We start from the raw sequence: 24022 nt of genomic DNA on the forward strand, positions 1-24022 counted from the left end.
TCGGACGTAGACCGTCAGACGCGATCGATGTGACGTTCGCCGAACAGCCCTTCCGGGCGGACCAGCAGGAACAGCAGGGCGAAGACATACGGGAACCAGCCTTCGATGCCCCCGAAGTTGCCGCCGAACTGGCTTTGCAGCAGTTGCGGCACATAGATCTCGGCAAGCTTTTCGGCCGCACCGATGATCAGCCCGCCGACAATCGCCCCCGGGATCGAGGTAAAGCCGCCCAGAATCAGGACCGGCAGGGCCTTGAGCGCCGTCATCGTGAGTGCGAACTGCACGCCGTTGCGCGATCCCCACAGCATGCCGGCCACGAGCGCCACGAACCCCGACACGCTCCACACCACGACCCAGATGCGTTGCAAGGGAATGCCCAGCGAGAGCGCCGCCTGGTGATCGTCGGCCACGGCGCGCAACGCACGGCCGATGCTCGTCGCCTTGAAGAAGAGGGCGAGCAGCGCCACGAGCACCGCCGCAATGCCGGCGGCCGCCAGATCGAAGCTGCTCACGAGAATGCCCGTCGAGTCCATGATCGATGCGATCGGCTCGTCGACGATGCCGAGCGACAGCGGGCGCACTTCGTTGCCCCACAGCAGCGGCGCAAGACCTTCGAGGAAGAACGACAGGCCGATGGTCGCCATGAACAGCGTGATGGGCGACTGGTTCACCAGCTTGCGCAGGACGAAGCGCTCGGTGGCCATGCTCATCACCACCATCACGAAGAACGCCCCGATGGCCGCCGCCCACAGCGGCAACCCGTGCTCCATCAGGCCGACCACGGACAGTGCGGCGAAGTACACCATCGCGCCCTGCGCGAAGTTGAACACGCCCGACGCCTTGAAGATCAGCACGAAGCCGAGCGCCACGAGGGAGTACATCACCCCCGAGAGCAACCCGCCGATCAGGATTTCCATAAAGAACTGCATCGATGTCTCCCTGTTGCCAACGTCGCTTCGATTCGTTCGGGCCGCCCGGCCCAGTCAGGCCGCTGCCGGCACGCCGTGCGCAGCGCCGAGATAAGCGCGAATGACTTCCGGATCCGAGCGGACATCCGCCGGGGCGCCGTCGCCGATCTTCTTGCCGTAATCGAGCACCACCACACGGTCGGAGATGTCCATCACCACGCCCATGTCGTGCTCGATCAGCACGATGGTCGTGCCGAACTCTTCGTTGACTTCGAGAATGAAGCGGCACATGTCGCGCTTCTCTTCGAGGTTCATGCCGGCCATCGGCTCGTCGAGCAGCAGCAACTCGGGCTCTGCCGCCAGCGCGCGCGCCAGTTCCACGCGCTTTTGCAGGCCGTACGGCAGGCGCCCCACCGGGGTCTTGCGAATGTGCTGGATTTCGAGGAAGTCGATGATCTCCTCGACCTTGGCGCGATTGGCCATCTCCTCGTCGCGCGCCTTGCCCCACCAGATCGCGCTGGCAAGCAGCCCCGAGCGCATGCGGGTGTTGCGTCCGGTCATGATGTTGTCGAGCACGGTCATGCCCTTGAACAGCGCGATGTTCTGGAACGTGCGCGCCACGCCCTGACGCGCCGCCGAGGTCGGATGCATGCGCTGGCGCACCTTGCCGCGAAACACGATGGTGCCCTGCTGCGGGTGATACACGCCGTTGATCACATTGAGCATGGAGCTCTTGCCGGCGCCGTTCGGGCCGATGATCGCGCGGATCTCGTGTTCGCGAACGTCGAACGAAATGTCCGTGAGCGCCTTGACGCCACCAAACGACAGGCTGATGTGCTGCAGATCGAGCAGTACGTCGCCGGTCTTGCGGTTGTCGTTCATGCCATCTCCTGCAAATTGCCGGGCTGGGTTCAGAAAAAGCGAGCGTTGGGGACGGTCAGGCCGCGCAGCGCATCTTCACAGGCGCAGGATCGTCGACAGGCGAGCGCGCACCGATCACGCGGGCCGGATGAATCGTGAGCGTGGCGCTCACACTCCCCTCTCGACCGTCTTCGAACTTCACGCGGGTTTCGATGAACTGTGCCGACTTGCCCGAATAGAACGCGTCGACCAGCGGCTCGTATTTCTGCGCGATGAATGCGCGCCGCACCTTGCGCGTGCGCGTGAGTTCGTCGTCGTCCGGATCGAGTTCCTTGTGCAGGATCACGAAGCGCCGAACCTGCGCGGCGGCGAAGGCCGACTCCTTGGCGAGGTCGGCATTCACGGCGTCGACACATCCCAGAATCAGCTCGGCCACGCGCGGGTTGCCGGCCAGGTCGAGGTAGCCGGCGTAGGCGAGGTTTTGCCGCTCCGCCCAGTTGCCCACGGCGTCGAAGTCGATGTTGATGAACGCGCAGACACCGTCGCGGCCGTCGCCGAACGCCACCGCCTCCTTGATGTACGAGAAGAACTTGAGCTTGTTCTCGATGTACTTCGGCGCGAACAGCGAGCCGCAGGCGAGCTTGCCCACGTCCTTGGCACGATCGATGATGCGCAGATGGCCGTCGTCGTCGATGATGCCCGCGTCGCCCGTGCGGAAGTAGCCCGCTTCGTCGAGCGCCTCGCGCGTGGCGTCGGGGCGCTTGTGATATTCCTTGAGCAGGCCGACACCGCGCACCAGCACTTCGCCGCTCTCGCCGATCTTGATTTCCATGCCCGGGGCGACCGGTCCCACGCTGTCGAAGCGGACCTGACGGTCAGGTTGCAGACACACGTAGGCGCAGGTCTCCGTCTGCCCGTAAAACTGCTTCAGATTGACGCCGATGGCGCGATAGAACCGGAACAGATCCGGACCGATGGCTTCCCCGGCGGTATAGGCGGTACGAATGCGGCTCATGCCGAGCGTATTGCGCAGCGGGCCGTACACGCAGAAGCTGCCGACGGCGTACTGCAACCGGTCGAAGAGCCCCACCGGACGGCCGTCGAGCACCGCCGCACCGCACCGGTTCGCCACATCCATGAAATGGGCGAACATCTTGCGCTTGAGGCGGTTCGCGTCTTCCATGCGGATCATCACCTGCGTGAGCACGTTTTCGTACACGCGCGGCGGGGCGAAGTAATACGTAGGGCCGATCTCGCGCATGTCGGTGGCGATCGTGTCGGGCGATTCGGGACAGTTGACCGTGAAGCCGGCGACCAGCGCTTGCGCATACGAGAACAAATGGTCGCCAACCCATGCCATCGGCAGGTACGACAGCACTTCGTCGCCCGGGCCGAGCCGGTCGAACGTGCTGCCGTGATAGGCCGCGCCGATCAGTCCGGCATGCGAATGGCAAACGCCTTTGGGTTTGCCCGTGGTGCCCGACGTATAGAGGATGGTCGCGGTGTCGCCGGGGTCGCCGGCGGCCACGGCTTCATCGAAGAAGCGCGGATGCCTGGCGTTGAAGTCACGGCCCGCCTCCATCGCCGCGTCGTAGCTGCGCAGGCCTGGGGCATCGTAATTGCGCAGGCCTCGCGGGTCTTCGAAGATGATGTTCGACAGTCGCGGCACCTGCGTGCGCAACTCCAGCATCTTGTCGACCTGCTCCTGATCTTCGACGATGGCGAAGTCGATCTCGGCGTCTTCGAGCACGTGGATCATCTCGGCGGCCACGGCGTCCTGATACAGCGGCACCGCGACACCGCCGAGGGCCTGGGCCGCCGTCATCGCCCAGTAAAGGCGCACACGATTGTTGCCGACAATGGCGAGGTTGTCGCCGCGCTTGAACCCGGCGGCGGCCAGCGCGCATGCGAGCATGCGGACTTCCTGCGCGGCTTGCGCCCAGCTCCAGCTTTGCCAGATCCCCAGATCTTTTTCCCGATACGCCGTGCGAGCGCCGCGCGTTGCCGCATGGGCCAGCAACAAACGCGGAAAGGTGGTCCGCTCCTGCATGCCTGTCTCCTGTGTCTCGCCACGTTTCGACGCTTGTCGAGGGGGAGTGGCGTGGCTCGGTCGGCGCGCGTGCAGGTGTGGCTTCCGGCACGCTCCCTACTGCTGTGGACGTCGGCAAGCGACATCGCTATTTTTTGATTTGATCTGAAGCAGACTGCGGTTCGGCGACGACTATGCCCGGCTGCGGGCAGCTTCTATACTTGTGCTTCGGCGCCGTGCTGCAGCGCCATGAGTGCTTGTCTCGCCGTCGTCAGGCAAGGCGAAGATACCTCATGACCCACGGCGGATTTGTCACCAGGACGACAATCAAGGGAAAGTCCCTATATGTCTCTCGAAACCCTGCTGCAACGCAGCGCCTGGGCCCAGGGCCTGACGCCGGAACAACGTCAGCGCGTGGTGGCCGAGATTCAGGTGCGACCGGTCGACGCGGGCACCTACGTGTGCCGCAAGGGCGACCCGTCGCACGCGTGGTTCGGTGTGATCGAAGGACTGGTGAAAATTGCGACGGCGTCGGCCAGCGGCAAGTCGGTGACGTTTACCGGCGTGCCGGCGGGCGCATGGTTCGGGGAAGGTTCGGTGCTCAAGCGCGAGCACCGCAAGTACGACGTGATGGCGCTGCGCGATTCGGTACTCGCTCACATGCCGATCGCCACGTTCGACTGGTTGCTCGATACGAGCATTCCCTTCAACCGGTTTCTCACGCTTCAGCTCAACGAGCGTCTCGGACAATTCATCGCTGCGGTCGAGCACGAACGCCTGCTCGATACGGACGCTCGCGTCGCCCGGTCGCTGTCGTCGATGTTCAACCCGAACCTCTATCCGTCCGACGACAACACCGTGCAGATTTCACAGGAAGAACTGAGCTATCTGGCCGGGGTCTCCCGACAGCGCGTCAACCTCGCGCTCAAGGTGCTGGAACAGGCAGGACTCGTGAAGGTGGACTACGGCGTCCTGACGATTCTCGATCTGGAAGGGCTTCGGGAATTCGGGATGTAGTGTCCGCGTCGTCGCCCCGTAGACACGGGCGGACGAGACCAAAGAAAAAGGCTCGCAGCAGACTGCGAGCCTTTTTTCCTGCTAGCGAGTTTCCCGAAGGAATCAGGCGGCCGCGGCGATCACTGCGATCTCGACGAGCAGGTCCGGCGCCGCAAGGCGCGACTCCACCGTGGCGCGCGTCGGCGTGTTGCCCGGGCTCGTCCACGCGTCCCAGACGGCGTTCATGCCTGCGAAGTCCGACTCGATGTCCTTGAGCCACACTTGCGCAGAGAGCAGGCGCGACTTGTCGATCCCGGCGTCTTTCAGATACCCGTCGATCTTCGCCAGCACTTGCCGCGTCTGTCCGTCGATGTCCTGACTGCGGTCGTCCGCCGTCTGGCCCCCGATGTACACCGTACCGTTATGCACCACGACACGGCTCATCCGTGCATTCGTATGATGGCGCTGGATATCGCTCATTGACCACATCTCCAAAAGGAATAAAAAGCAGCAGACGAACGGCCGGCCAGCTCGCCGGCCACTTCGTCTACTTGGGGAAACCTGCGCGCTCGCTCAGGAACTCGGGCGCGTCGACCGCCACGGCCAACTCGCCCAGCGTTACCGGCTTGATCGGCGGACGAATGCGGTAGTACCCGACATCCGGCACCGCGCAACCTTGCGACTCCGCCAGCAACTCGGCCACGGTCAGGCCACAGAAGCGCCCCTGGCACGGCCCCATGCCGCAGCGCGAAAACGTCTTCGTCTGATTCGGGCCGACGCAGCCGAGCCTGGCCATGCGGCGCACATCACCCGCCGTGACCTCCTCGCAACGGCACACCACCGTGCTGTCGTCGGCAGGCGCACGGAAGGCGTCCGACGGGCGATACAACGCGTCGAGGAACGGCCGGATCGCCGTGTGCGTCGCAAGCTCACGACGCAGCGTCAGCGCGCGCGAATCGCGCTTCGCGCCGTCGAGCTTGCCCAGCTTCACCGCGGCTTGCACCGCCGCCAGCCGCCCCGACGGCTCCGCCGCAAGCGCCCCGCCGATGCCCGCGCCGTCGCCTGCCACGAAGATGCCCGGCAGGCTGGTCTCGCCCCACGCGTCTGTCGCCGGACGCCAGCACAACTGCGCCGTGTCCCACACGTGCTCGCAACCGATCGAGCGTGTCACCTGCGTGTTCGGGATCACCCCCTGATGCAACAGCACCAGCGCCGTGTCGATACGTCGTGTCTGACCGTCCACGACATATTCGATACCTTCCGCCCGCGTCTCGCCGATCACCCGCAAGGCATCGACATGCTTCACATGCTGCACGCCCGCCGCACGAATCGCGCGCAGCAGCCGGAAGCCCTTCATCAGGTACGACGGCGCCCGCAGCGCCCCACCGGCATGACGCAGCGCCTCACGACGTCCATCCGCCGGTGCCGTATCGAGAATCGCGCGCACCGGTACGCCTGCGTTGATCAACTGCCACGCGAACAGATACAGCAGCGGCCCGCACCCGGCCAGCACCGCGGGGGTGTCCGGCACCAGCGCCGACGCCTTGAGCAAGGTTTGCGCCGCGCCCACGCCCATCACGCCGGGCAACGTCCAGCCCGGGATCGGGAACGGACGCTCCTGCGCGCCGCCCGCCAGCACGATGGCACCCGCCTGGATCTGCAACGTACCGCCGCCCGCGCCCTGGCGCGTCACCGACACCCGCTTGTCCGCGCCGATCTGCCACGCCAGCGTCTGCGGCCAGTAGTCGATACCCGCCGACGTAAATGCGTCGACCAGTTCGCGCCCGCGCAGATAGTCCGGCCCGAGCACGCCCGGGTCCGCCAGCGGCGAGCGGCTCACGCTGCGATAGATCTGACCGCCCGGCAATGCGTTTTCATCAACGACGAGCGGCGCCAGCCCGTGACGCTTTGCTTCGAGCGCTGCGGCCAATCCGGCCGGTCCCGCGCCGACAATCAACAAGTCCACCGGCTTCACGCTCATGCCACACTCCTCGCGCCATCCATGCGGCGCACCTGCATGCCTTCGCGCACGGGCGTCATGCACCCCTGGCGATTCGGCACGCCGTCGATCTCGACGAGACAGTCGAAGCACACGCCCATCATGCAGAACGGTGCGCGTTCGCTGCCGCTCACCGGCGTGGTGCGGCACGCGCTCACGCCTGCGAAGAGCAACGCGGCGGCCACATTCATGTCGGCCGGCACATCGACCGGCGACGCATCGATAAACATCCGCACCGTCGCGCTGTCCTTGCGCGCCAGCGACTTAAGCAGCGAAACGTTTGGCATAGAAGTGATCCAGAAGCTGGGGGCGCTCGGCGCCGAGAATCCACGGTGCGATGGTTTCGCAGTGGGCGGCGGCAAGCGTCACGCCGCTGTGACAGGTCGCGAGGAACGCGCCGGGGCACGCCTCGGACGCCTCGTAGATGGGCAGGCCGTCTGCCGTCATCACCCGCAATGCGCCCCACGCGCGCACCACGCGCACGTTCTTGAGCAACGGGAATGGCGCGATGCCGCGACGGGCGATGTCGGCGAGCACGTCGGGTGTTACACCGTCGTTGAATCCCACGTCTTCGGCCGAGTCGCCCAGCATGACCGAGCCTTCGACCGTTTGCCGCACATAGATCGTCGGATAGTCGAGAAACGGTTTGACGCGCTCCGTGACCAGGATCTGGCCGCGCAACGGCTTGACCGGGGCCGACAGGCCGACCATCGGCGCAAGGTCGCGATTGCCCAGACCGGCGGCAAGCACCACGCGTCCAGCCTCGAGCGACGTGTCGCCCATGTGCACGCGAAACGCGCTGCCCACCTGACGAATGTCGGTGACGCGCACATTCGGCGCGTACTCGCCGCCGGCCTGCTCGAACGCATCGAACAAGGCGCGCAGCGTGTACAGCGGGCTCACGTGTCCGTCGTTCGGGGAATAGATGGCGCCCGCCACATCGGGGCCGATAGCCGGCAAACGCTCGGCAAGCGCGTCGTGATCGAGCACGCCGTACACGAGCGCCGGCTCTGCCTCCTTGAGCTTGCGCATGCTCTCGACCTTGACGGCCAGCTCCTCGGCTGTCTGCGCGATGTTGAACCCGCCGGGGCGCTGAAACCCGACGGACACACCGGTGCGGGCCAGCAATTCGTCGGCAAAGCCTTGCCAGGTGTTGGCCGAATGCAGCGACCAGCGGGCGTAGTTCGTGCATGTCACGCCCTTGCCCTGCACCCAGACCAGACCGAAGTTGCCTCGCGCGGCACGCAGCGAGTTGTCCTCGCCATCGCACACGACGACGCGCTGCCCGCGCTTGGCGAGCCCGTAGGCAATCGCCATGCCGACGAGGCCACCGCCGATCACGGCGATATCGTATGTCTTTTGCATGTTTTAGTGATTTCCAACCAGAACCTTGTTCAGTCCGTAGATGCGGTCGAGCAACAGCATGACCGCCAGCGTCAGCCCGATGAGCAGCGTCGAGATCGCCGCCACGCTCGGGTCGACCGTCTCGCTCATGTTCATGTAGATGCGCACGGGCAGCGTGATCGTCGTGGGCGACGTCACGAAGATCGTGGCCGTGAGTTCGTCGAAACTGTTGATGAAGGCCAGCACCCAGCCGCCCGCCACGCCCGGCAGAATCGCCGGGAGCGTGATGCGACGGAAGGTGGTCCAGCGCCCCGCCCCGAGCGAGCGCGCCGCGCGTTCGGCTTCGTCGGCCTGCCCGACCAGCGCCGCCATGATCAGGCGCAGCGCATACGGAAAGATCAGCAACGCGTGGCAAGCCACGAGGCTCACGAACGAGCCGCCCATGTCGAGCAGCGTGAACAGCCGCAGAAACGCAATGCCCAGCACCACAGGAGGAATCATCAGCGGCGACAGCAGGAACGAATTGATCGCGTCGCGTCCCGGGAAGCGGTAGCGCGCGAGCCCCATCGCCGTGGGCACCGCCAGCGCCGTCGACACGCTGGCCGACGTCACGCCGAGCCAAAGACTCGTGCGCAGCGCCGACTGAAAGTCTTCGTCGTCCATGAGCGACGCGAACCAGCGCAACGAGAAGTGCTGCGTCGGAATCGACAGGAAATTGTCCGGCGTGAACGCCACCAGACACACCACCACCAGCGGCGCCAGAATGAAAACGAGAAACAGCACGTGGAACACCGTGGCCCCGAGGCCGTTACGGTCATATCGATCGGATGCGTTCATGTGCCCTCCCCTCAACCGAGCCGGCGCGTGAAGCGCTTCTCGAGTGCGCGGTTGTAGCCGCTGATGATGGCCACATTGACGATCAGCAGCACGATGGCAATTGCCGCGCCGAGCGGCCAGTTCAACGTGCCGAGGAATTCGTCGTAGGCGGTCGTTGCCACGACCTTCAGGCGGCGTCCGCCGATCAGCGCAGGCGTGGCGAAGGCGCTCGCCGTCAGCGCGAACACGATCAGGCTGCCGGAGAGAATGCCCGGCGTGATCTGCGGCAACACGACACGCCACATGACGGTCGCGCGTCCTGCCCCCAGCGAGCGCGCGGCGTGCGAGACCGCCGGATCGAGGCGTGTGAGCGATGTCCACACCGAGAGCACCATGAGCGGCACGAGCACGTGGACCAGCGCCACGGTGACCGCCCCCATCGTAAAGAGCATCTGCATCGGGTGGTCGATCAGCCCCAGCTTCGTGAGCATCACGTTCACCAGCCCTTCCCGGCCCAGCAGGATCGACCAGCCCAGCGTGCGCACCACCACCGAGATGAGCAACGGCCCGAGCACGAGCACCAGGCACAGCGAGCGCCACGGGTCGCGCATGCGAAAGAGGATGTACGCCTCAGGCACGCCGACCAGCACGCACAGCAGCGTCACGCCGACCGAGAGCAGCAACGTGCGCAGGAAAATTTCGTAGAAATAGCTGTCCGTGAGAATGTCGACGTAATGCTGCATCGACACCGTCGGCAAAATGCCGCCACTGTTCGGATCGAAGCCGTGCAGGCTCAATACGAACGTCAGCACCAGCGGCACCGCCAGCAGCACGAGGAAGTACAGCGTGGCTGGCGTGACCAGCGCCCAGGCCGCGCGCCGTTGGGCGGCGACCTCGGGCGAGAGGTCTCCCGACGCCTTCGCAGAGCGCACGGCGGGCACGCTGGAATCGCCCGGTGGCGTCGACGTTGCGGCGTTCATGCGCCCTCCTGCACGAGACGCAGCGCGTCGTCCGCCCAGTCGAGACCGACGGCATCGCCGTCGTTGGCCGCCGTCACACCATCGTTCGAGACAAGCACGCGAAGTTCGCCCAGCGCGGTCGACACCGTCAGTACCCAGTGATTGCCGTGGAAGCTGCGCTGCCCCACCCGGCCCGCGACCCGCCCGGCCGTCGCCGACGTCAGACGGATGCGCTCGGGACGCAGGCTGAACGTCGCCGGCCCACTGGCCGATCCACCCGCAGAAGTCCCCGCGTGCAACGGCGACACGGACAAACGGTGCCCCTGCGCGTCGAGCACCGCCACGCTGCCGCGCACGTCCAGCTGACCGGTGATGAGATTGGTCTGCCCGATGAAATGCGCCGCGAACGTGGCACGCGGGTCTTCATAAACGTCGTGCGGCGTATCGATGCGCACCACGCGCCCGGCATTGAGCAGTACCACGCGATCGCTGATGGCCAGCGCCTCGGCCTGATCGTGCGTGACCATGATGGTGGTCGTGCCGACCTGACGCTGAATCGCGCGCAATTCGTCCTGCATCTGCTCGCGCAGCTTGGCGTCGAGGTTTGAGAGCGGCTCGTCGAGCAACAGCACGGGCGGTGCGATCACCAGCGCGCGGGCGAGCGCCACGCGCTGACGCTGACCGCCCGACAGCTCACGCGGATATCGCTGCGCATGCTGGCCGAGATGCACCAGCTCCAGCGCCTCCTGCACACGGCGTTGCTTGCGCCCCGCATCCACGCGGCGCATGTCCAGACCGAACGCCACGTTCTGCGCCACGGTCATATGCGGAAACAGCGCGTAGCTCTGAAACACGATACCGAGCCCGCGCTTTTCCGGCGGCACCGGCGTGAGATCGCGACCTTCGAGCAGGATACGGCCAGTGCTCGGCGCGACGAATCCCGCGATCATCTGCAGCGTGGTGGTCTTGCCGCAGCCGGACGGACCCAGCAGGGAGATGAACTCGCCCTGCGCAATCGACAGGTCGACGCCTTCGACCGCCGTGGTTTCGCCGTAGCGCTTGCCGAGTTGCTCGAGACGCAGATAGGGGGTGCTGGTGCTCATGACGCTTGTGTTCTCCCGACGACTTAACGCTCGATCTGACGATTCCAGCGCTGCGTCCATTCCGCACGCTTGGCGTTCACGACATCCCAGTCGACACGCACAAGCTTGTCGATCTGCGCGGGCGACGGCACACGCGAGGCCACGGCCATCGAGAGTTGCGTCTTCTTGTTGGCCGGGGCCACGCCCTGGCTCTCGGCCAGAATCGACTGCGTCTGCGGCGTGAGGATCATCTGGACGAACTTCTGTGCGAGCGCGTCGTTGGCGGACTTGTCCACCACGCACATGCCCATGCCCAGCGCCACCGCGCCTTCCTTCGGATAGACGAACTCGACGGGAATGCCCTGCTGGCGCAGCGCCTGCACGCGACCGTTGCCCCACACGGAGATGGCCACTTCGTCGGCCTGGAACAGTTCGGCAATCTTGCCCGGCGACGGGTCGAACGACAGCACGTTCGGTGCGATCTTCTCCATCTCGCGGAAGCCCGGATCGATGTTGGTGTCGCTGCCGCCGTTAAGCTTCGACTCGACGAGCAGTGCATGCAGGCCGTAGGTGTTCTTGATGCTCGGCATCACGAGCTTGCCCTTGAACTTCGGGTCGGACAGTTCCTTCCACGACGTCGGCGCGGGCCAGCCCTTCGCCTGGAACAGGCGCGTGTTGTAGGCGATGCCCGTTGCGATCAGCCCGGCGGACACGGCGTTACCGCTCTTGAACTTCGCAATGTCGTACAGATCCTGATAGACCGGTGCGTCGGCGAGCTTGCCGCAGAAGCCCATCTGAATGGCCTGATACATCGGACCGTCGTCGAGGAACACGACGTCCATGCCGGCCTTGCCTTTTTGCGCCTGGAGTTTCGCGAGCGTCGTCGTCGAATCACCGGGCACGATCACGACCTTCGTGCCGGGGTTGGCCTTTTCGAAGCCCGGAATGACGTCCTTCTTGAGCATCTGCTCGAAGGAACCGCCATAGGCGCCGACGTACAACGTGGTGTCGGCGTGCGCCAGCGACGCACCGAGGACGAATGCAGCCGCGCCCGCCGACAGAGTGGCGGTGCGACCCAGCTTGCGAAGCGTTTGGGGGACGACAGTCTTCATCGAGAAGCTCCTTGCGTGAAGCGGTTTTATATGATGTTATGGCCCGGCATTACGAGAAAAACTCAAACTATTGCGTTGTTTTCGTAGGGTCATTTTCGACACACCCACCGTCAAATCACATTTTTTTGCCCACCTATACATAAATGTTATGGGGGCGATCGACACAAGGATTACGAGGCTTCGATGAAGATCCGGCAGTTGGAGGCATTTCGCGCGTTGATCCTGCGCCAGACGGTGACCCGCGCGGCCGACATGCTCCATATCTCGCAACCGGCGGTCACGCGCCTGATCAACGATCTGGAAGCCGACGTAGGGTTTTCCTTATTCGATCGCATCAACGGACGGTTGAACCCGACCCCCGAAGCGATGGTGTTGTTCGAGGAAGTGGAGCGTTCGTTCGCAGGCATCGATCGCATTGCGCAGACCGCCGAGCAGATCAAGTCGCTGCGCCGCGGCTCGCTGCACATCGCGGGTGCGCCCGCGCTCGCGCTGGAGTTTTTGCCGAGCACGCTCACCGGTTTCATGCGCGATCACCCGGGCATCAGCACGACGCTGCTGATTCACGCGTCGAGCATCGTGGTCGACATGGTGGTCGGGCGCCGCTGCGACGTCGGCTTCATCGCGCATCCGCTCACGCACGCCGGTGTCGACGTCGAAACGCTGCACCGCGCGCCCATGCGCTGCATCCTCCCGCGCGGGCATCGGCTGGCCGGGCGCGACGTCATTTACCCGGAAGACCTTCGTGACGAGTCGTTCGTGTCATATCCGAAAGAGTTCGACGGGCGCATGTACATCGACCGGATCTTCGCGGAGCGTCAGATCGACCGCGTGATGACCGCAGAGTCGCAACTGTCGGCGGCGATTTGCGTGCTCGTCGAGCACGGCGCCGGGGTGGCGATCATCGATCAGATCACGGCGCGATACGCGGCGGGGCGCGTCGTCGTCAAACCATTTGAGCCGACGGTGTTCTCCGGTTTCTCGCTCGTGACGTCGAACCAGCATCCGCCGTCGAAGCTCGCGAAGGCCTTCGTCGACTACACGAAGCAGTGCATGATCGCGCAGTTCGGCGAGTGACCGGCGAGCCTGGGTCGGCGGCCCGGTGAGTCGATTCGTCGCGCCAACAACAGGATGGGCACACGCCGTGAAACAGACCTTGCCTGACGCGCAGCACGATTGTTAAGCTCTCGCCCGGCCCGGCGCGTTCGGGCCGACGACAGATAAGAGAGACAACAATATGCTGCAATGCAGTACCCGCCTGCCGGCGCGCCTCGCGGCCGCCGCCCTCACGACGTTCGCCCTGTTCGCCCTGCCCGCCGCGGGCGCCGGCGCCGAGACGCCCCACCCCGTCAAACTGAGCAAGCACGCCTTGTCCGGCCCCGTGTTCGAGAGTCCCGAGGCCGTGCATGACAACGAGGACGGTAACGACACCGTGGACGTGACGTCGTTCACGTCCGGCGACAAGGCCTTCCAGACCGGCGTGTTCCAGTCCGGACCGACCCGCGAGGAAGTGCGCGGCCCGGGTTATCCCTACACCGAATTGCTGGTGTTCCTGACGGGGGGCGCGAGGTTCGTCTCGACCGACGGCAATGTGCTCGAGGCCGGCCCGGGCGACGCCGTCACCCTGCCCAAGGGCTGGACCGGCGTCTTCGAGTCGAAGGGCTACACGAAGCTGTACGCTGTCTACGACCCCGATGCGCCGACGCATATCGGGCAGGACTGAGGGTCCGGCACGAAGAGAACCGGGCGGCATGCGCGAAGGGAGAACGGGGTAAACGTTAGTTCCTCCCAGCAATAGAGAAGGTGTCAAACGCTCCTAATTGTGAGTTTTTGTCGAGCACTACCATGACTTCACCGTGAACCGAGTTTGCGGGCAGTCGGACAAAAAATTCTAGGAGACATGGCATGCTTCACGACCTTCGCGCAACGCCCGAGACCGTTCATTGGGGCTATTTCAACGCGACCCAGACACCCGCGCTCACCGTCAAGAGCGGCGATTTCATTCGCGCCGAAGCGGTCACCCATCACGCGGGTGACGCCCCCGATCTGATGATGGACGACGCCGTTCGCGCCATCTACGACAAGATTCCCCACGAGGACCGCAACCCCGGCGTGCACATCATGACCGGGCCGATCTACGTGGAAGGCGCAAAGCCGGGCGACATGCTCGAAGTGCGCTACCTCCAGATGATTCCCCGCTTTCGCTTCGGCGCGAACGTGGCCGCGCACTGGGGGCAACTCTACGAGGACTTCAAGAAGGAGCGCGTGACGATCTACGAGCTGGACAACAGCTCGAACACGGCTCACGCGCTCTTCGCCTTCGACTATCCGGGCAAGCTGACCACGCCCGGCAAGCTCGTCGATCACCGCGAGTGCTGCAAGGAGCCGGCGCTGGCCGGCGTGCGCGTGCCCGTGCGGCCGCACCTCGGTACCGCAGGCGTCGCCCCCGACGCGCAAGGTCGCGTGTCGACGGTCGAACCCGGTCTGCATGGCGGCAACATCGACAACTGGCGCATCGGTGCCGGAGCGACCATGTACTACAAGGTGCAGGTGGACGGCGGCCTGTTCTCCATCGGCGACCCGCACATCTCGCAGGGCGACGGCGAAATCAGCGGCACGGCCATCGAAGCCTCGCTCAACGTGCTGTTCCAGGTCGTGCTGCGCAAGGACTTCGAGTTCCCGTCGCCGCTACTCGAAACGCCCGACGTCTGGATCGTTCACGGTTTCCACCAGGACCTCGACGAAGCGGGCAAGAACGCCGCGCGCGACATGATCCACCTGCTCACCGAGCAGCAGGGACTGTCGCGTGACGACGCCTATTCGCTCATGAGCGTGGCTGCCGACTTCGGCGTGACGCAAGTGGTCGACGGCACGCAGGGGGTGCACTGCACCATGCCACGCAGCATGTTCCCGCCCAAATCGTCGAAGTCGTGAGTTCGCGGGCGGTGCGGGGGGCGTTGCATTGCGCTGTCGCGCTGTCGCCCGCTAACGTCGCCACCGTGCCGCACGCGTCTACTGGAGACCTTCCATGCAATACGTCTATATCGGGCGCAACGAGCTTGTCGCCCTGATCGTCGGGTTGGTGACGGGAACGCTCTACTCCTGGCTCAACCTGCCCATTCCCGCGCCGAACGTGCTCGGCGGCATCTTCGCCATCATCTTCACGTATGCGGGCTACCTGATCGTGAACGCGTGGCGACGTTCGGTGACGTTCGGACGCCCGCCCTCGGAGCGGTCGCTCGGCGCCGGTTCCGTCAGATCGTCGTGAGGAGACTGCCATGATCGAACTCACTCTGGGCGCGACCGAGTTGCAGGCCGCGGCTGTCGGGCTGGTGACGGGTGTGCTCTACACGAGCGTGCGCGCCCCGATTCCGGCGCCGAACGTGCTCGGCGGCATCTTTGCCATCGTGGGCACTTTCGTCGGTTTCGTTTTCGTCGCCGCCATGCGAGGGCAGTTGCACATCGGCTGACACCACCGCACTATTGACGCCTTGAGACGCCGCCCGGCGCACCGCCGGGTGGCGTTGCCGTCATTTCGAAGGAGGCCGGGTTTTGGATCGCGCGCACTTCTCCACCGAGTCCTATGCCCACGACCAGCGCGGGCCGGCCTGGCAGGCAAGGCTGCTCGACGCACGCCTGCACTTCCGCTCGCCAACGCCCGGGCAACCGCTGCACGGCACGTTGCTCACGCATCGCACGCCGGGCGGCATCGAACTCTCCGTGATTTCGTCGACGCCGCAAGTCGTCTGCGCCAAGGCGGGCGGTGAGCGGGGCTTCCTGCTGCTCATGCTGCTCGACGGGGAAGCCGGGCTATCGGGCCCCGGCACCCCGGAAGGCGAACGGCTCGTGGCAGGCGACATTGCCTGCATTCCGGGCAACGACAGTGCCGAACTCGTCGCCACGACACCGTTTCGTCTGGTGTCGGTGCATGTGCGACACGCGTTGATCGCGCCGCGGCTGGGCAGTGCACCACCGGTGCGCACATGCAAGCTGCCGGCGAGTGTTGCCCCGTTGTTCGGCAGTCTGCTCGGCGCGCTCGCCGCGCAACTCGACTCGATGCAGGACGCCGATCCGCACGCGCTCGAGCCCGTCGAAAACGTGATTCTCGAATGCCTTGCATCGGCGCTGGCCGCCGCGAAACCACCGGCGGCGTCGGGCGTCTCGACCTCACGCGCCATCGCCTTCGCACGCATTTGCCATCGGATTCAGGCGCGACTCGCCGAGCCCGATCTCTCGCTGTGCGCCATCGCCAGGGACGAGCATGTGTCGGATCGATATCTACGCAAGCTCTTCGAAGGCTCGGGGCACAGTTTCTCGTCGTATTTGCGGCAAAGCCGTTTGCAGCGCTGCCATGCCGATTTGCAGAATCCCGCCTACGACCAGTTGTCGGTGTCCGACATCTGCTACCGGTGGGGCTTCAACGATCCGTCCTATTTCAGTCAGGCGTTTCGCGAGCGCTTCGGTCTCTCGCCGAAGGCCAGCCGCGATCAGGCGATGCGCGCGCGAGCCCTGCCGGAGCGCTCGCGTATCTCGCGCGGACACCCCGACGTGCCCGCCGGTCTCACCGGACGGGCTGCCGCCCATGTCGGGCTACGGCTACCGCACGAGCATCACGACGAGCACGACGGCGCCGCTGTCGCGTCGCCCGGTGACGTCGATCCGTACCGCGCCCTGCCCCACGACGGCGGGCAGCATCACTACCTGCGCGCCACCTGCGACACGGTGCATTGGGGCTATCTCAGCCACGACCTGCCGCCCGTGCTGACGGTCGCCTCCGGCGATACGGTGACCATCGAGACGCTCACGCAACACGCCACCGACGACTGGGCGCGCATGGTGCAAGGCGACCCGGGTGCGGAGAGCGTGTTTCACTGGACGCCGACGCAGAAGAACATTGACCGCCGCGGCGCCGGGCCGATGGATGCGTCGGTGTACGGACGCGGTGCGGGCGAAGGCTTCGGCGTGCACATCTGCACCGGTCCCATCGCCGTCGAAGACGCCATGCCCGGCGATGTGCTGGAAATCCGGATTCTGGATCTGCAGCCGAGGCCCAGCGCGAATCCTGATCACGCGGGCAAGGCGTTCGGCAGCCATGCCTCGACGTGGTGGGGCTTTCACTATCAGGACATGCTCACGCTCCCGCGTGAGCGCGAGGTCGTGACCGTCTTCGAGATCGATTGTCATGACGGTGCCGACGTGGCGCGCGCCCTCTACAGCTTCCGCTGGACACCGCAACAGGATCCGTTCGGCGTGGTTCATCCGACCATCGACTACCCGGGCGTGCCCGTGGATCACTCGCGCATCACCAAGAATTTCCGGACGCTGAAAAACGTCGAAATCCCGCTGCGCCCCCATTTCGGCGTGCTGGCCGTGGCGCCCGCGCAGGACGGCCTGATCGACTCGATCCCGCCGTCGAGTTACGCGGGCAATCTCGACAACTGGCGCGTCACGCGCGGCGCCAGCGTGTTCCTCAAGGTCGCCGTGCCGGGTGCCCTGCTCTCCATCGGCGATCCGCACGCCTCGCAAGGCGACGCAGAACTCGGCGGTACCGCGATCGAATGCTCGCTCACGGGCAACATCCAGTTGATACTTCACAAGAAGGCAGCCATCGACGTCACGGCCCCCTATGCCGATCTGACCTATCCGCTGGTCGAAACGCCCACGGAGTGGATCATCCACGGCTTCAGCTCACCCAACCATCTCGCCGAGCTGGGCCAGAAGGCGCAGAGCCAGATCTACATGAAGTCGACGCTGGACAGCGCGCTGCGCGACGCCTTCCTCAAGGCGCGCCGCTTCCTCATGCAGGTCAAGCGCCTGACCGAAGACGAAGCCACGGCCATCCTGTCGATCTCGGTGGATTTCGGCGTCACGCAGGTCGTGAACGGCAACTGGGGCGTTCACGCCATCATTCGCAAGGGAATGTTCGGCAATTAGGTATGCTACGCGCTCGGTGTCAGCCCAACATCGCAAAATCGGCAAAGCGTGCGCCGATACATTGGCGGCCAAGGAGCGCAAATGAAACCCGAGACCCGACTTCGCTACGCCCAACGGATGGAGCCCGTGCTGCGCTGGCTCGCCGGCCATCCGGACAGCACGCCCGATCTCTACCATCTGGCCGAACTGGCGTGCCTGTCGCCGTATCACTTTCACCGGATCTACCGTGCCCTCCTCGGTGAGACGGTGAATAACACGGTGCAGCGTATTCGCATGCATCGTGCGGCGATTGCGTTGGCGGATTCGGAGGATTCGATGCGTGTTGTGGCGTCGCGGGCCGGCTATGCGTCGGACGCCACGTTCAACCGGGCTTTCGGGGCGTTTTTCGGCATGCCGCCGGGACGCTACCGCGACACCCGCTCCGGACCCATCGATCCTCAGGAGCTGACCATGTATCCGATTGCTGTCGAGTCTTTCCCCGCCACCACGCTCGCCGTGCTGCGCCACAGCGGCGACTATCAGGGCATCGGCCCGGTGTTCGTGCGCGCTTTCATGCTGGCCGCCGCCCACGGGCTGGCACAACCGGACGCCATCGGCTACGGCGTGTACTTCGACGACCCGGAACAGGTGCCGACCGACCGGTTACGCTCGATGGCGGGCGTCTCTGTGCCCGCCGACGCCAAGGTGAGCGACGATCTGGAGCGTTTCGAGATTCCGGCCGGGCGTTGCGCCGTGCTGACCTACACCGGGCCGTACAACGAGATGAGCCAGCCGTATCAATGGCTCTTCTCGGAATGGCTGCCGAACAGCGGGCTGGAACCTGCCGACTTCCCGATGTTCGAGCAGTACCTCAACGATCCGCGCTCGACGCCGCCGGCGCAACTGCAGACCCGGATCTGCCTGCCGGTGAAGTAAGTGTCAGCAAGGCCTGCGCCTGTGCGCGCAGGTCTTGCGCACCGGGATGGAATTCGAACGGCACGGCCTTCGCCATCCCCTGCAGCATCTTGCGCGAGCTGCGCGAATACGCCGGGTCGTAGTGCTTCGTGATGAGCGCTTCCGAGAGCGCGCGCTGTTGCCCGTCGTCGAGCAGCGAAAGCCATTGATCGATGACGGCGCGCCCGTGCAGCGGTACCAGACGCAGCAATTGGCCTCGGAAGTAGTCCGGCTGCGCAAGCAGATGCCCGTACTCCTGCATCAACAGATCCACGCGCTCGTCGCGCGAGACTTTCACCTCGACACACGTCGCGGTACCTCGCAGCGAGGTCATCAGCGATTCGGGCAGCGAGATCAGCCCGATCCTGCGGCTCTCCGCCTCCACGAATACAGGCCGCTTCGGGTCGAAGCTGCGCAGCGCGCCGATCAGCGCCGTGTCGAACGACTTCTGCGACGGCTGCGGCCGGTCGGGCACGGCGCCCAGCAGCGAGCCGCGATGGCTCGCCAGTCCCTCGAGATCGAGCGTCTGCGCCCCGACGTCGGCCAGCGCGTGCAGCAGGCGTGTCTTGCCGCTGCCGGTGTGGCCCGAAAGCACAACGTAGTCGAGCGTCGGCGGCAGCGCCTCGAGCGACGCCACGACATCGCGCCGATAAGTCTTGTACCCGCCTTCGAGTTGTCGCGCCCGCCAGCCAATCATGTTCATCATGAGCGTCATCGAGGCCGAGCGCGTGCCGCCACGCCAGCAATAGATGAGCGGACGCCAGTTGCGCGGCCGCTCGGCGAACGTGGTATCGAGCGCCTGGGCGATGTTGCGCGAGACCATCGCAGCGCCCACGCGAGAGGCATCGAACGGCGAGACCTGCTTGTACATCGTGCCGACGATGACGCGCTCTTCGTTACTCAAGACCGGTACGTTGATGGCGCCCGGAATATGGTCGTCATCGAATTCGAGCGGCGTGCGCACGTCGATGATTTCGTCGAATTCGCCCGCGCTCGGCAGACCGACACGCAGATGGTTCATTGCGACACCTCTGCAGCCAGTTGTCCGCAATGCGTGCCGTAAGGGGTACGCGATGTGGCCTGTCGCTGGTCCGCAGCGTCCAGGCTCGCTCGCACCTTCGCCGCGCGATCGATGATGCGTGTCGCGCTCTTTGCATCGTCCGCCCCGCCCAGCGCCAGCGCGTAATCTTCGAGCAGTTCCACGTAGGCGAACGGCGCCTTGCGCGCGGCGTCCATGCGATCGAGCGAACCCAGGGCGCGATTGAAGTATTTGGCCGATTGCACGAACTGCCGTTGCGCCAGCGCGAGCCGCGCCAGTTCGATGAGCGCGGGATACCGGTAGCGGTTCGTCAGGATATCGAGGTCATACGCCAGGCTCAATTCGCGTTCGGCTTCGGCGTAGAAACACGTCACGCCCAACGCTCGACCGTAGTCGTAGTGCATGGCCGCGCGTTGCGACGCCGGCCAGCCCGATTGATCGGCCACCAGCACGGCCTGTCCGAAGTCGCGCCGCGCGGTGTCCCAGTCGCCGCGCACCTCGGCCGCACCGCCCATCGCAGCGTAATCGGGACCGGACGGCTTGCGCACGGGCGTCGTACACCCCGTCACGCCCAACACGGTACAGAGCATGGCACCCAGCGCGGCCATCGCGGCCAGGCGGTCCCATCGTTTGAAAGATCCAGTCATCGGGAAAAGCACGGAAAAAACTGCCGGTAATTACCTGTCGCGGGACACATCCGACCCGCGTTCGCCCGACAGGATACCGCGTCGCACCTGAACGCCCCAACGTTGGCGTCCGGTGAGGAAGTGCCCCCACCCGAGCGCCGCCCCCGTATGCCGCATCAACTGGAACGAAAACGGCTCCAGCACCGCCGCCACGAACGCCAGCCCGAAGCTCGTGCCGGTACGCTGCCCTGTCCAGCGGCGGTAAGCCTGCACCGACCAGAGATGAAAGCCGAGATCGATGGCGATCTTGCCGAGAATGATGCCCGAGACCGGCAGCACCACGCCGTAATGGCCCTCGCAGACGAACGTCACGAGCAGCGCGAACGCCGTGAGTCCGTAGATCGGCTGGAGCGTGTCGAATGCCTTCACCGGCAACATCAGCCGCCCCAAATTGCCATAGCGTCCATTGCCGACCATGTCGCGATACCAGTACTGCGTTTGGAGGAAGCCGGCGAACCAGCGGCGACGCTGACGCAGGAAGCTGGTCAGTGTGCCGGGCGCATCGGTCACCGCCTGTGCGCCGCCGATCACGCGCACATCCCAGTCCAGCGCGTGCGTGGCCGAGTACCGGCGCAGTCGATGGATCAACTCATAGTCTTCGACCAGACACGCCGGATCGAAGCCGCCCACGGCGAGTACCGCGTCACGCCGGAAACACGCGAAAGCGCCGGAGATCAGCAGCAACCCGTCGGCGCGCATCCACGCAAAGCGCGAGATGAAGTTGCGAATGTATTCGTAGGTCTGGAAGAACTGCAGGACACGCCCGCTCGCCGTGGTGCCGCACACCGGCGTGAGCACGCCGGTCGCCGCAACCAGTTGCGGGCGTCGCGCAAACGCGTCGTGCATGGCCGCGCATGCGCCGACGTCGAGCAACGTGTCGGCATCAACGGTCATCACGATGTCGGTCGTCATGCCGACCAGCGCGGCGTTCAGCGCACGCGCCTTGCCGCCATGCGGCACGCGCAGCCAGCGCAGGTTCGGATATGTCGGACTCGGCGCACTGAGGCCGCCGACGCCCGGGTCCATCAGCCCGTAATGGCCGGTGAGCAATGCGGCCGTGCCGTCGCGCGAGCCGTCGTCGGCAATGACGATGGCATCGGGCACCCGGCGCCCGCCCATGAGCGCACGCAGCGTGACGGGCAGCGCCGCCGCTTCGTTGTGTGACGCCACGACGACGCCCAGCGTCAACGGCAAGGTGGCGGCATCCTGATCGCTGCCGACGGCCTCCGGTTCCGGTCGCATCAGTCGCCACGCCTGACAGAACACGAACGCCAGCAGCAACGTGTCGTACACCACGTAAGCCACCCCCGTTCCCCAGGCGAACACCCCCTTGAGAAAGAACGCCTGCGCAAACAGCACGCACCACAACGTGGCGACCCCGGCGTGCACGAGCCAACTGGCGAGCGGCGTGGGCGGCCGGGTAATACGCGGCGAATGCTGCGCGCGGGCCGCGTCGAGACGCGTCGTATCCGTCGTATCTGTCGTATCCGTCGTCGTGTCGGCCGCCAGATCGATCGGCACGCGCGCGCTCACGGCAGCATCCTGCCAATGACGGAATGGCGGTCGATCCACTGATGCTTGAGCGCGCCGCCGATGTGCAGCGCCAGCAGCGCATACAGCGCGTAGGCGCAGTAGGTATGCACGTTGCCGAGCACGTCGTGCCAGTAATCCTTGCTCGCGTCGGTCATCGCCATCAGGAACCCCATGCGCGGAAACGGCACGACGCCGAACAGCGTTAGCGGATGCGTCGACGCCGCCACCCACGCCGAGTCATGCGCCCAACCCGACAGCGGCAACGCAAAGATCAGTACGTAGAGCAGCCAATGCACGACATGCGCCGCAGTCCGCTCCCACGACGCAAAGACTTGCGAAAGCGGCGGCGGCCGGTGCGTCGCGCGCCAGAGAATGCGCAGGATCGCCAGACCCAACACGGTGATGCCGATGGACTTGTGCAGATCGATCCAGAAGCGCACGTCGATCTTTTCGAGCGTGGCGTCGGAGAGCAACGCGATCGTCTGACCGATGGCCACGTTGCCAAGCATGAGTAACGCCACCGCCCAATGCAGCAGCATGGCGACACGCGTGTACTTCTCGTCTTCGTACAGGCCGACACCGGATTTGCGCGCGGACACGGAAGCAACGGAAGGGGGCAGTGAGTTCACTTCGAAGATCCTGAAAACGCCTGGGCTGATGATGGCATAACGTCAATTGAAGCGCGCTTATTCCCCCGTTGCCGTAAAAAGGTGTTACCGCAAATTACAAGACACACCGGAGTGCCCGGTTTCGGGGCAATTTACGAAAACCGGCCACTGGTCGGTGTTTGCCGTGGCGTGCCAACCGCCTGCCTTGCGAGCCCGCCGCAAAACCGCGATGATCGTGCATCTCGTGTGCAGCACAACGCTGGCTGCGCCGATCCAAAGGAGACGAACCATGCCACGCAGCACTGCCGAAAAACGCGCCGCGTTCCGCGAACTCCATCTTGCCGGCTGCTTTGTCATTCCCAATCCCTGGGACGCCGGCAGCGCCCGTTATCTCGAGCACGCCGGCTTCAAGGCGATTGCGTCGACCAGCTCGGGGTTTGCGTGGTCGACGGGCCGTCCCGATAACGGCGTGACGCGCGACATCGTGCTCACGCATCTGCGCTCGCTCGTCGAGGCGACCGACCTGCCCGTGAACGCCGACTTCGAGAGCGGTTTCGGACGCACGCTCGACGAAGTGGCGCAAAGCGTCAAGATGGCCGTGACGACAGGCGTGGCCGGGCTGTCCATCGAGGACTCGACGGGCGACGTCAACGCGCCGCTGTTCCCGATCGACGAAGCCGTGGCGCGCATGAAGGCCGCGCGGCGCGCGATCGACGAGACCGGCGGCGACACATTGCTCATCGGGCGTGCCGAGAATTTCTTCGCAGGCGTGCCCGATCTCGACGACACCATCGCGCGCCTGCAAGCCTATGCCGAGGCCGGTGCCGATTGCCTGTACGCGCCCGGCATCGTGTCGGCCGAGCAGATTCGCATGGTCGTGGCTGCGGTCGCGCCGAAACCGGTCAACGTGCTCGTGGGCGCAACGTCGCCGCTCACGTTGCAGGACCTCGCCGAGCTGGGCGTGCGCCGCGTAAGTGTGGGTGGCGCGCTGGCGCGCTCGGCCTGGGGGGGCTTCATGCACGCCGCGCAGGCGCTTGCCGAAGGCCGCTTCGACGGTTTCGATGGCGCCGCGAGCGGCGCGACACTCAACGGATTGTTCCGTCAGGGTGAGTGATCGCGGCATGGGGCAGGCGGGCGGCGCCCCTCGCCCCCCCGCCCCTCGCGGTGCCGCCAGTGCATGACCAGT

24 protein-coding genes are annotated in these 24022 nt (G+C 65.3%); 9 read left to right on the top strand and 15 right to left on the bottom strand.

What is annotated here, in order from left to right; genetic code table 11:
- Positions 1 to 14 precede the first annotated feature (14 nt).
- From ABWO90_RS16735 to ABWO90_RS16745, 3 genes are read right to left on the bottom strand one after another with little or no spacing between them, the layout of a single operon-like run.
- Positions 15 to 929, bottom strand: coding sequence for a branched-chain amino acid ABC transporter permease (locus tag ABWO90_RS16735; RefSeq protein WP_353192354.1), 915 nt, complete (start codon positions 927 to 929; stop codon positions 15 to 17).
- Between the two features lie 54 nt (positions 930 to 983).
- Positions 984 to 1790 carry an ABC transporter ATP-binding protein gene (locus tag ABWO90_RS16740; protein WP_353192355.1) on the bottom strand — a complete coding sequence of 269 codons (807 nt, stop codon included), beginning with the start codon at positions 1788 to 1790 and terminating at the stop codon, positions 984 to 986.
- Positions 1791 to 1845: 55 nt separating this feature from the next.
- Entirely contained in the window at positions 1846 to 3819 is a 1974-nt protein-coding gene (locus ABWO90_RS16745; protein ID WP_353192356.1) for an AMP-dependent synthetase/ligase, read from the bottom strand.
- 324 nt (positions 3820 to 4143) lie between these two features.
- On the opposite strand from ABWO90_RS16745, the gene panV reads away from it, so the two are divergent.
- Positions 4144 to 4815 (top strand): pandorabactin biosynthesis transcriptional regulator PanV, encoded by a 672-nt coding sequence (panV, locus tag ABWO90_RS16750; protein WP_353192357.1) that lies wholly within the window; start codon positions 4144 to 4146, stop codon positions 4813 to 4815.
- Between the two features lie 102 nt (positions 4816 to 4917).
- Here the strand turns inward: panV and ABWO90_RS16755 are convergent, their stop codons facing one another.
- From ABWO90_RS16755 to ABWO90_RS16790, 8 genes are all read right to left on the bottom strand, one after another.
- Positions 4918 to 5274 carry a RidA family protein gene (locus tag ABWO90_RS16755; protein WP_353192358.1) on the bottom strand — a complete coding sequence of 119 codons (357 nt, stop codon included), beginning with the start codon at positions 5272 to 5274 and terminating at the stop codon, positions 4918 to 4920.
- Positions 5275 to 5341: 67 nt separating this feature from the next.
- Positions 5342 to 6775, bottom strand: coding sequence for an FAD/NAD(P)-dependent oxidoreductase (locus tag ABWO90_RS16760; RefSeq protein WP_353192359.1), 1434 nt, complete (start codon positions 6773 to 6775; stop codon positions 5342 to 5344).
- Entirely contained in the window at positions 6772 to 7080 is a 309-nt protein-coding gene (locus ABWO90_RS16765; protein ID WP_353192360.1) for a (2Fe-2S)-binding protein, read from the bottom strand. The genes ABWO90_RS16760 and ABWO90_RS16765 overlap by 4 nt, the downstream gene beginning before the upstream one ends.
- The gene (locus ABWO90_RS16770) at positions 7058 to 8158 is read right to left on the bottom strand and encodes an NAD(P)/FAD-dependent oxidoreductase (RefSeq protein ID WP_353192361.1); all 1101 of its coding nucleotides are present in this window, start codon (positions 8156 to 8158) and stop codon (positions 7058 to 7060) included. Before ABWO90_RS16770 ends, ABWO90_RS16765 begins: the two co-directional genes overlap by 23 nt.
- 3 nt (positions 8159 to 8161) lie before the next feature.
- The gene (locus ABWO90_RS16775; protein ID WP_353192362.1) at positions 8162 to 8974 is read right to left on the bottom strand and encodes an ABC transporter permease; all 813 of its coding nucleotides are present in this window, start codon (positions 8972 to 8974) and stop codon (positions 8162 to 8164) included.
- Between the two features lie 11 nt (positions 8975 to 8985).
- Entirely contained in the window at positions 8986 to 9933 is a 948-nt protein-coding gene (locus ABWO90_RS16780) for an ABC transporter permease (protein ID WP_353192363.1), read from the bottom strand.
- On the bottom strand, positions 9930 to 11015 hold the full coding sequence (locus ABWO90_RS16785) for an ABC transporter ATP-binding protein (protein WP_353192364.1): 1086 nt from the start codon (positions 11013 to 11015) through the stop codon (positions 9930 to 9932). The genes ABWO90_RS16780 and ABWO90_RS16785 overlap by 4 nt, the downstream gene beginning before the upstream one ends.
- A gap of 23 nt (positions 11016 to 11038) precedes the next feature.
- Positions 11039 to 12106 carry an ABC transporter substrate-binding protein gene (locus ABWO90_RS16790; protein WP_353192365.1) on the bottom strand — a complete coding sequence of 356 codons (1068 nt, stop codon included), beginning with the start codon at positions 12104 to 12106 and terminating at the stop codon, positions 11039 to 11041.
- A 183-nt stretch (positions 12107 to 12289) separates the two neighbouring features.
- Here ABWO90_RS16790 and ABWO90_RS16795 point away from each other — a divergent pair, with 183 nt between their 5' ends.
- From ABWO90_RS16795 to ABWO90_RS16825, 7 genes are all read left to right on the top strand, one after another.
- Positions 12290 to 13180 carry a LysR substrate-binding domain-containing protein gene (locus ABWO90_RS16795; protein ID WP_353192366.1) on the top strand — a complete coding sequence of 297 codons (891 nt, stop codon included), beginning with the start codon at positions 12290 to 12292 and terminating at the stop codon, positions 13178 to 13180.
- A 160-nt stretch (positions 13181 to 13340) separates the two neighbouring features.
- Positions 13341 to 13826 (top strand): cupin domain-containing protein, encoded by a 486-nt coding sequence (locus ABWO90_RS16800; RefSeq protein ID WP_353192367.1) that lies wholly within the window; start codon positions 13341 to 13343, stop codon positions 13824 to 13826.
- Between the two features lie 182 nt (positions 13827 to 14008).
- On the top strand, positions 14009 to 15037 hold the full coding sequence (locus ABWO90_RS16805) for an acetamidase/formamidase family protein (protein WP_353192368.1): 1029 nt from the start codon (positions 14009 to 14011) through the stop codon (positions 15035 to 15037).
- 94 nt (positions 15038 to 15131) lie between these two features.
- Entirely contained in the window at positions 15132 to 15371 is a 240-nt protein-coding gene (locus tag ABWO90_RS16810) for a XapX domain-containing protein (RefSeq protein ID WP_353192369.1), read from the top strand.
- Positions 15372 to 15381: 10 nt separating this feature from the next.
- The gene (locus ABWO90_RS16815) at positions 15382 to 15573 is read left to right on the top strand and encodes a XapX domain-containing protein (protein WP_353192370.1); all 192 of its coding nucleotides are present in this window, start codon (positions 15382 to 15384) and stop codon (positions 15571 to 15573) included.
- Positions 15574 to 15655: 82 nt separating this feature from the next.
- Entirely contained in the window at positions 15656 to 18037 is a 2382-nt protein-coding gene (locus ABWO90_RS16820) for an acetamidase/formamidase family protein (protein WP_353192371.1), read from the top strand.
- A gap of 81 nt (positions 18038 to 18118) precedes the next feature.
- Positions 18119 to 18952 carry an AraC family transcriptional regulator gene (locus ABWO90_RS16825; RefSeq protein WP_353192372.1) on the top strand — a complete coding sequence of 278 codons (834 nt, stop codon included), beginning with the start codon at positions 18119 to 18121 and terminating at the stop codon, positions 18950 to 18952.
- On the opposite strand, the gene mnmH is transcribed toward ABWO90_RS16825, so the two are convergent.
- From mnmH to ABWO90_RS16845, 4 genes are read right to left on the bottom strand one after another with little or no spacing between them, the layout of a single operon-like run.
- Positions 18888 to 19991 carry a tRNA 2-selenouridine(34) synthase MnmH gene (gene mnmH, locus ABWO90_RS16830; protein WP_353192373.1) on the bottom strand — a complete coding sequence of 368 codons (1104 nt, stop codon included), beginning with the start codon at positions 19989 to 19991 and terminating at the stop codon, positions 18888 to 18890. The two genes, ABWO90_RS16825 and mnmH, sit on opposite strands and share 65 nt — an antisense overlap.
- Positions 19988 to 20656 carry a hypothetical protein gene (locus ABWO90_RS16835; protein WP_353192374.1) on the bottom strand — a complete coding sequence of 223 codons (669 nt, stop codon included), beginning with the start codon at positions 20654 to 20656 and terminating at the stop codon, positions 19988 to 19990. The genes mnmH and ABWO90_RS16835 overlap by 4 nt, the downstream gene beginning before the upstream one ends.
- A gap of 30 nt (positions 20657 to 20686) precedes the next feature.
- Positions 20687 to 22204 (bottom strand): glycosyltransferase family 2 protein, encoded by a 1518-nt coding sequence (locus tag ABWO90_RS16840; RefSeq protein ID WP_502922641.1) that lies wholly within the window; start codon positions 22202 to 22204, stop codon positions 20687 to 20689.
- A gap of 20 nt (positions 22205 to 22224) precedes the next feature.
- Entirely contained in the window at positions 22225 to 22767 is a 543-nt protein-coding gene (locus tag ABWO90_RS16845) for a cytochrome b (RefSeq protein ID WP_353192404.1), read from the bottom strand.
- 358 nt (positions 22768 to 23125) lie between these two features.
- On the opposite strand from ABWO90_RS16845, the gene ABWO90_RS16850 reads away from it, so the two are divergent.
- Entirely contained in the window at positions 23126 to 23950 is an 825-nt protein-coding gene (locus ABWO90_RS16850) for an isocitrate lyase/PEP mutase family protein (RefSeq protein WP_353192375.1), read from the top strand.
- Positions 23951 to 24022 lie beyond the last annotated feature (72 nt).

Origin of the sequence: Pandoraea pnomenusa, assembly GCF_040391475.1 — a bacterium.
In the GTDB taxonomy this organism is placed as follows: domain Bacteria; phylum Pseudomonadota; class Gammaproteobacteria; order Burkholderiales; family Burkholderiaceae; genus Pandoraea; species Pandoraea pnomenusa_C.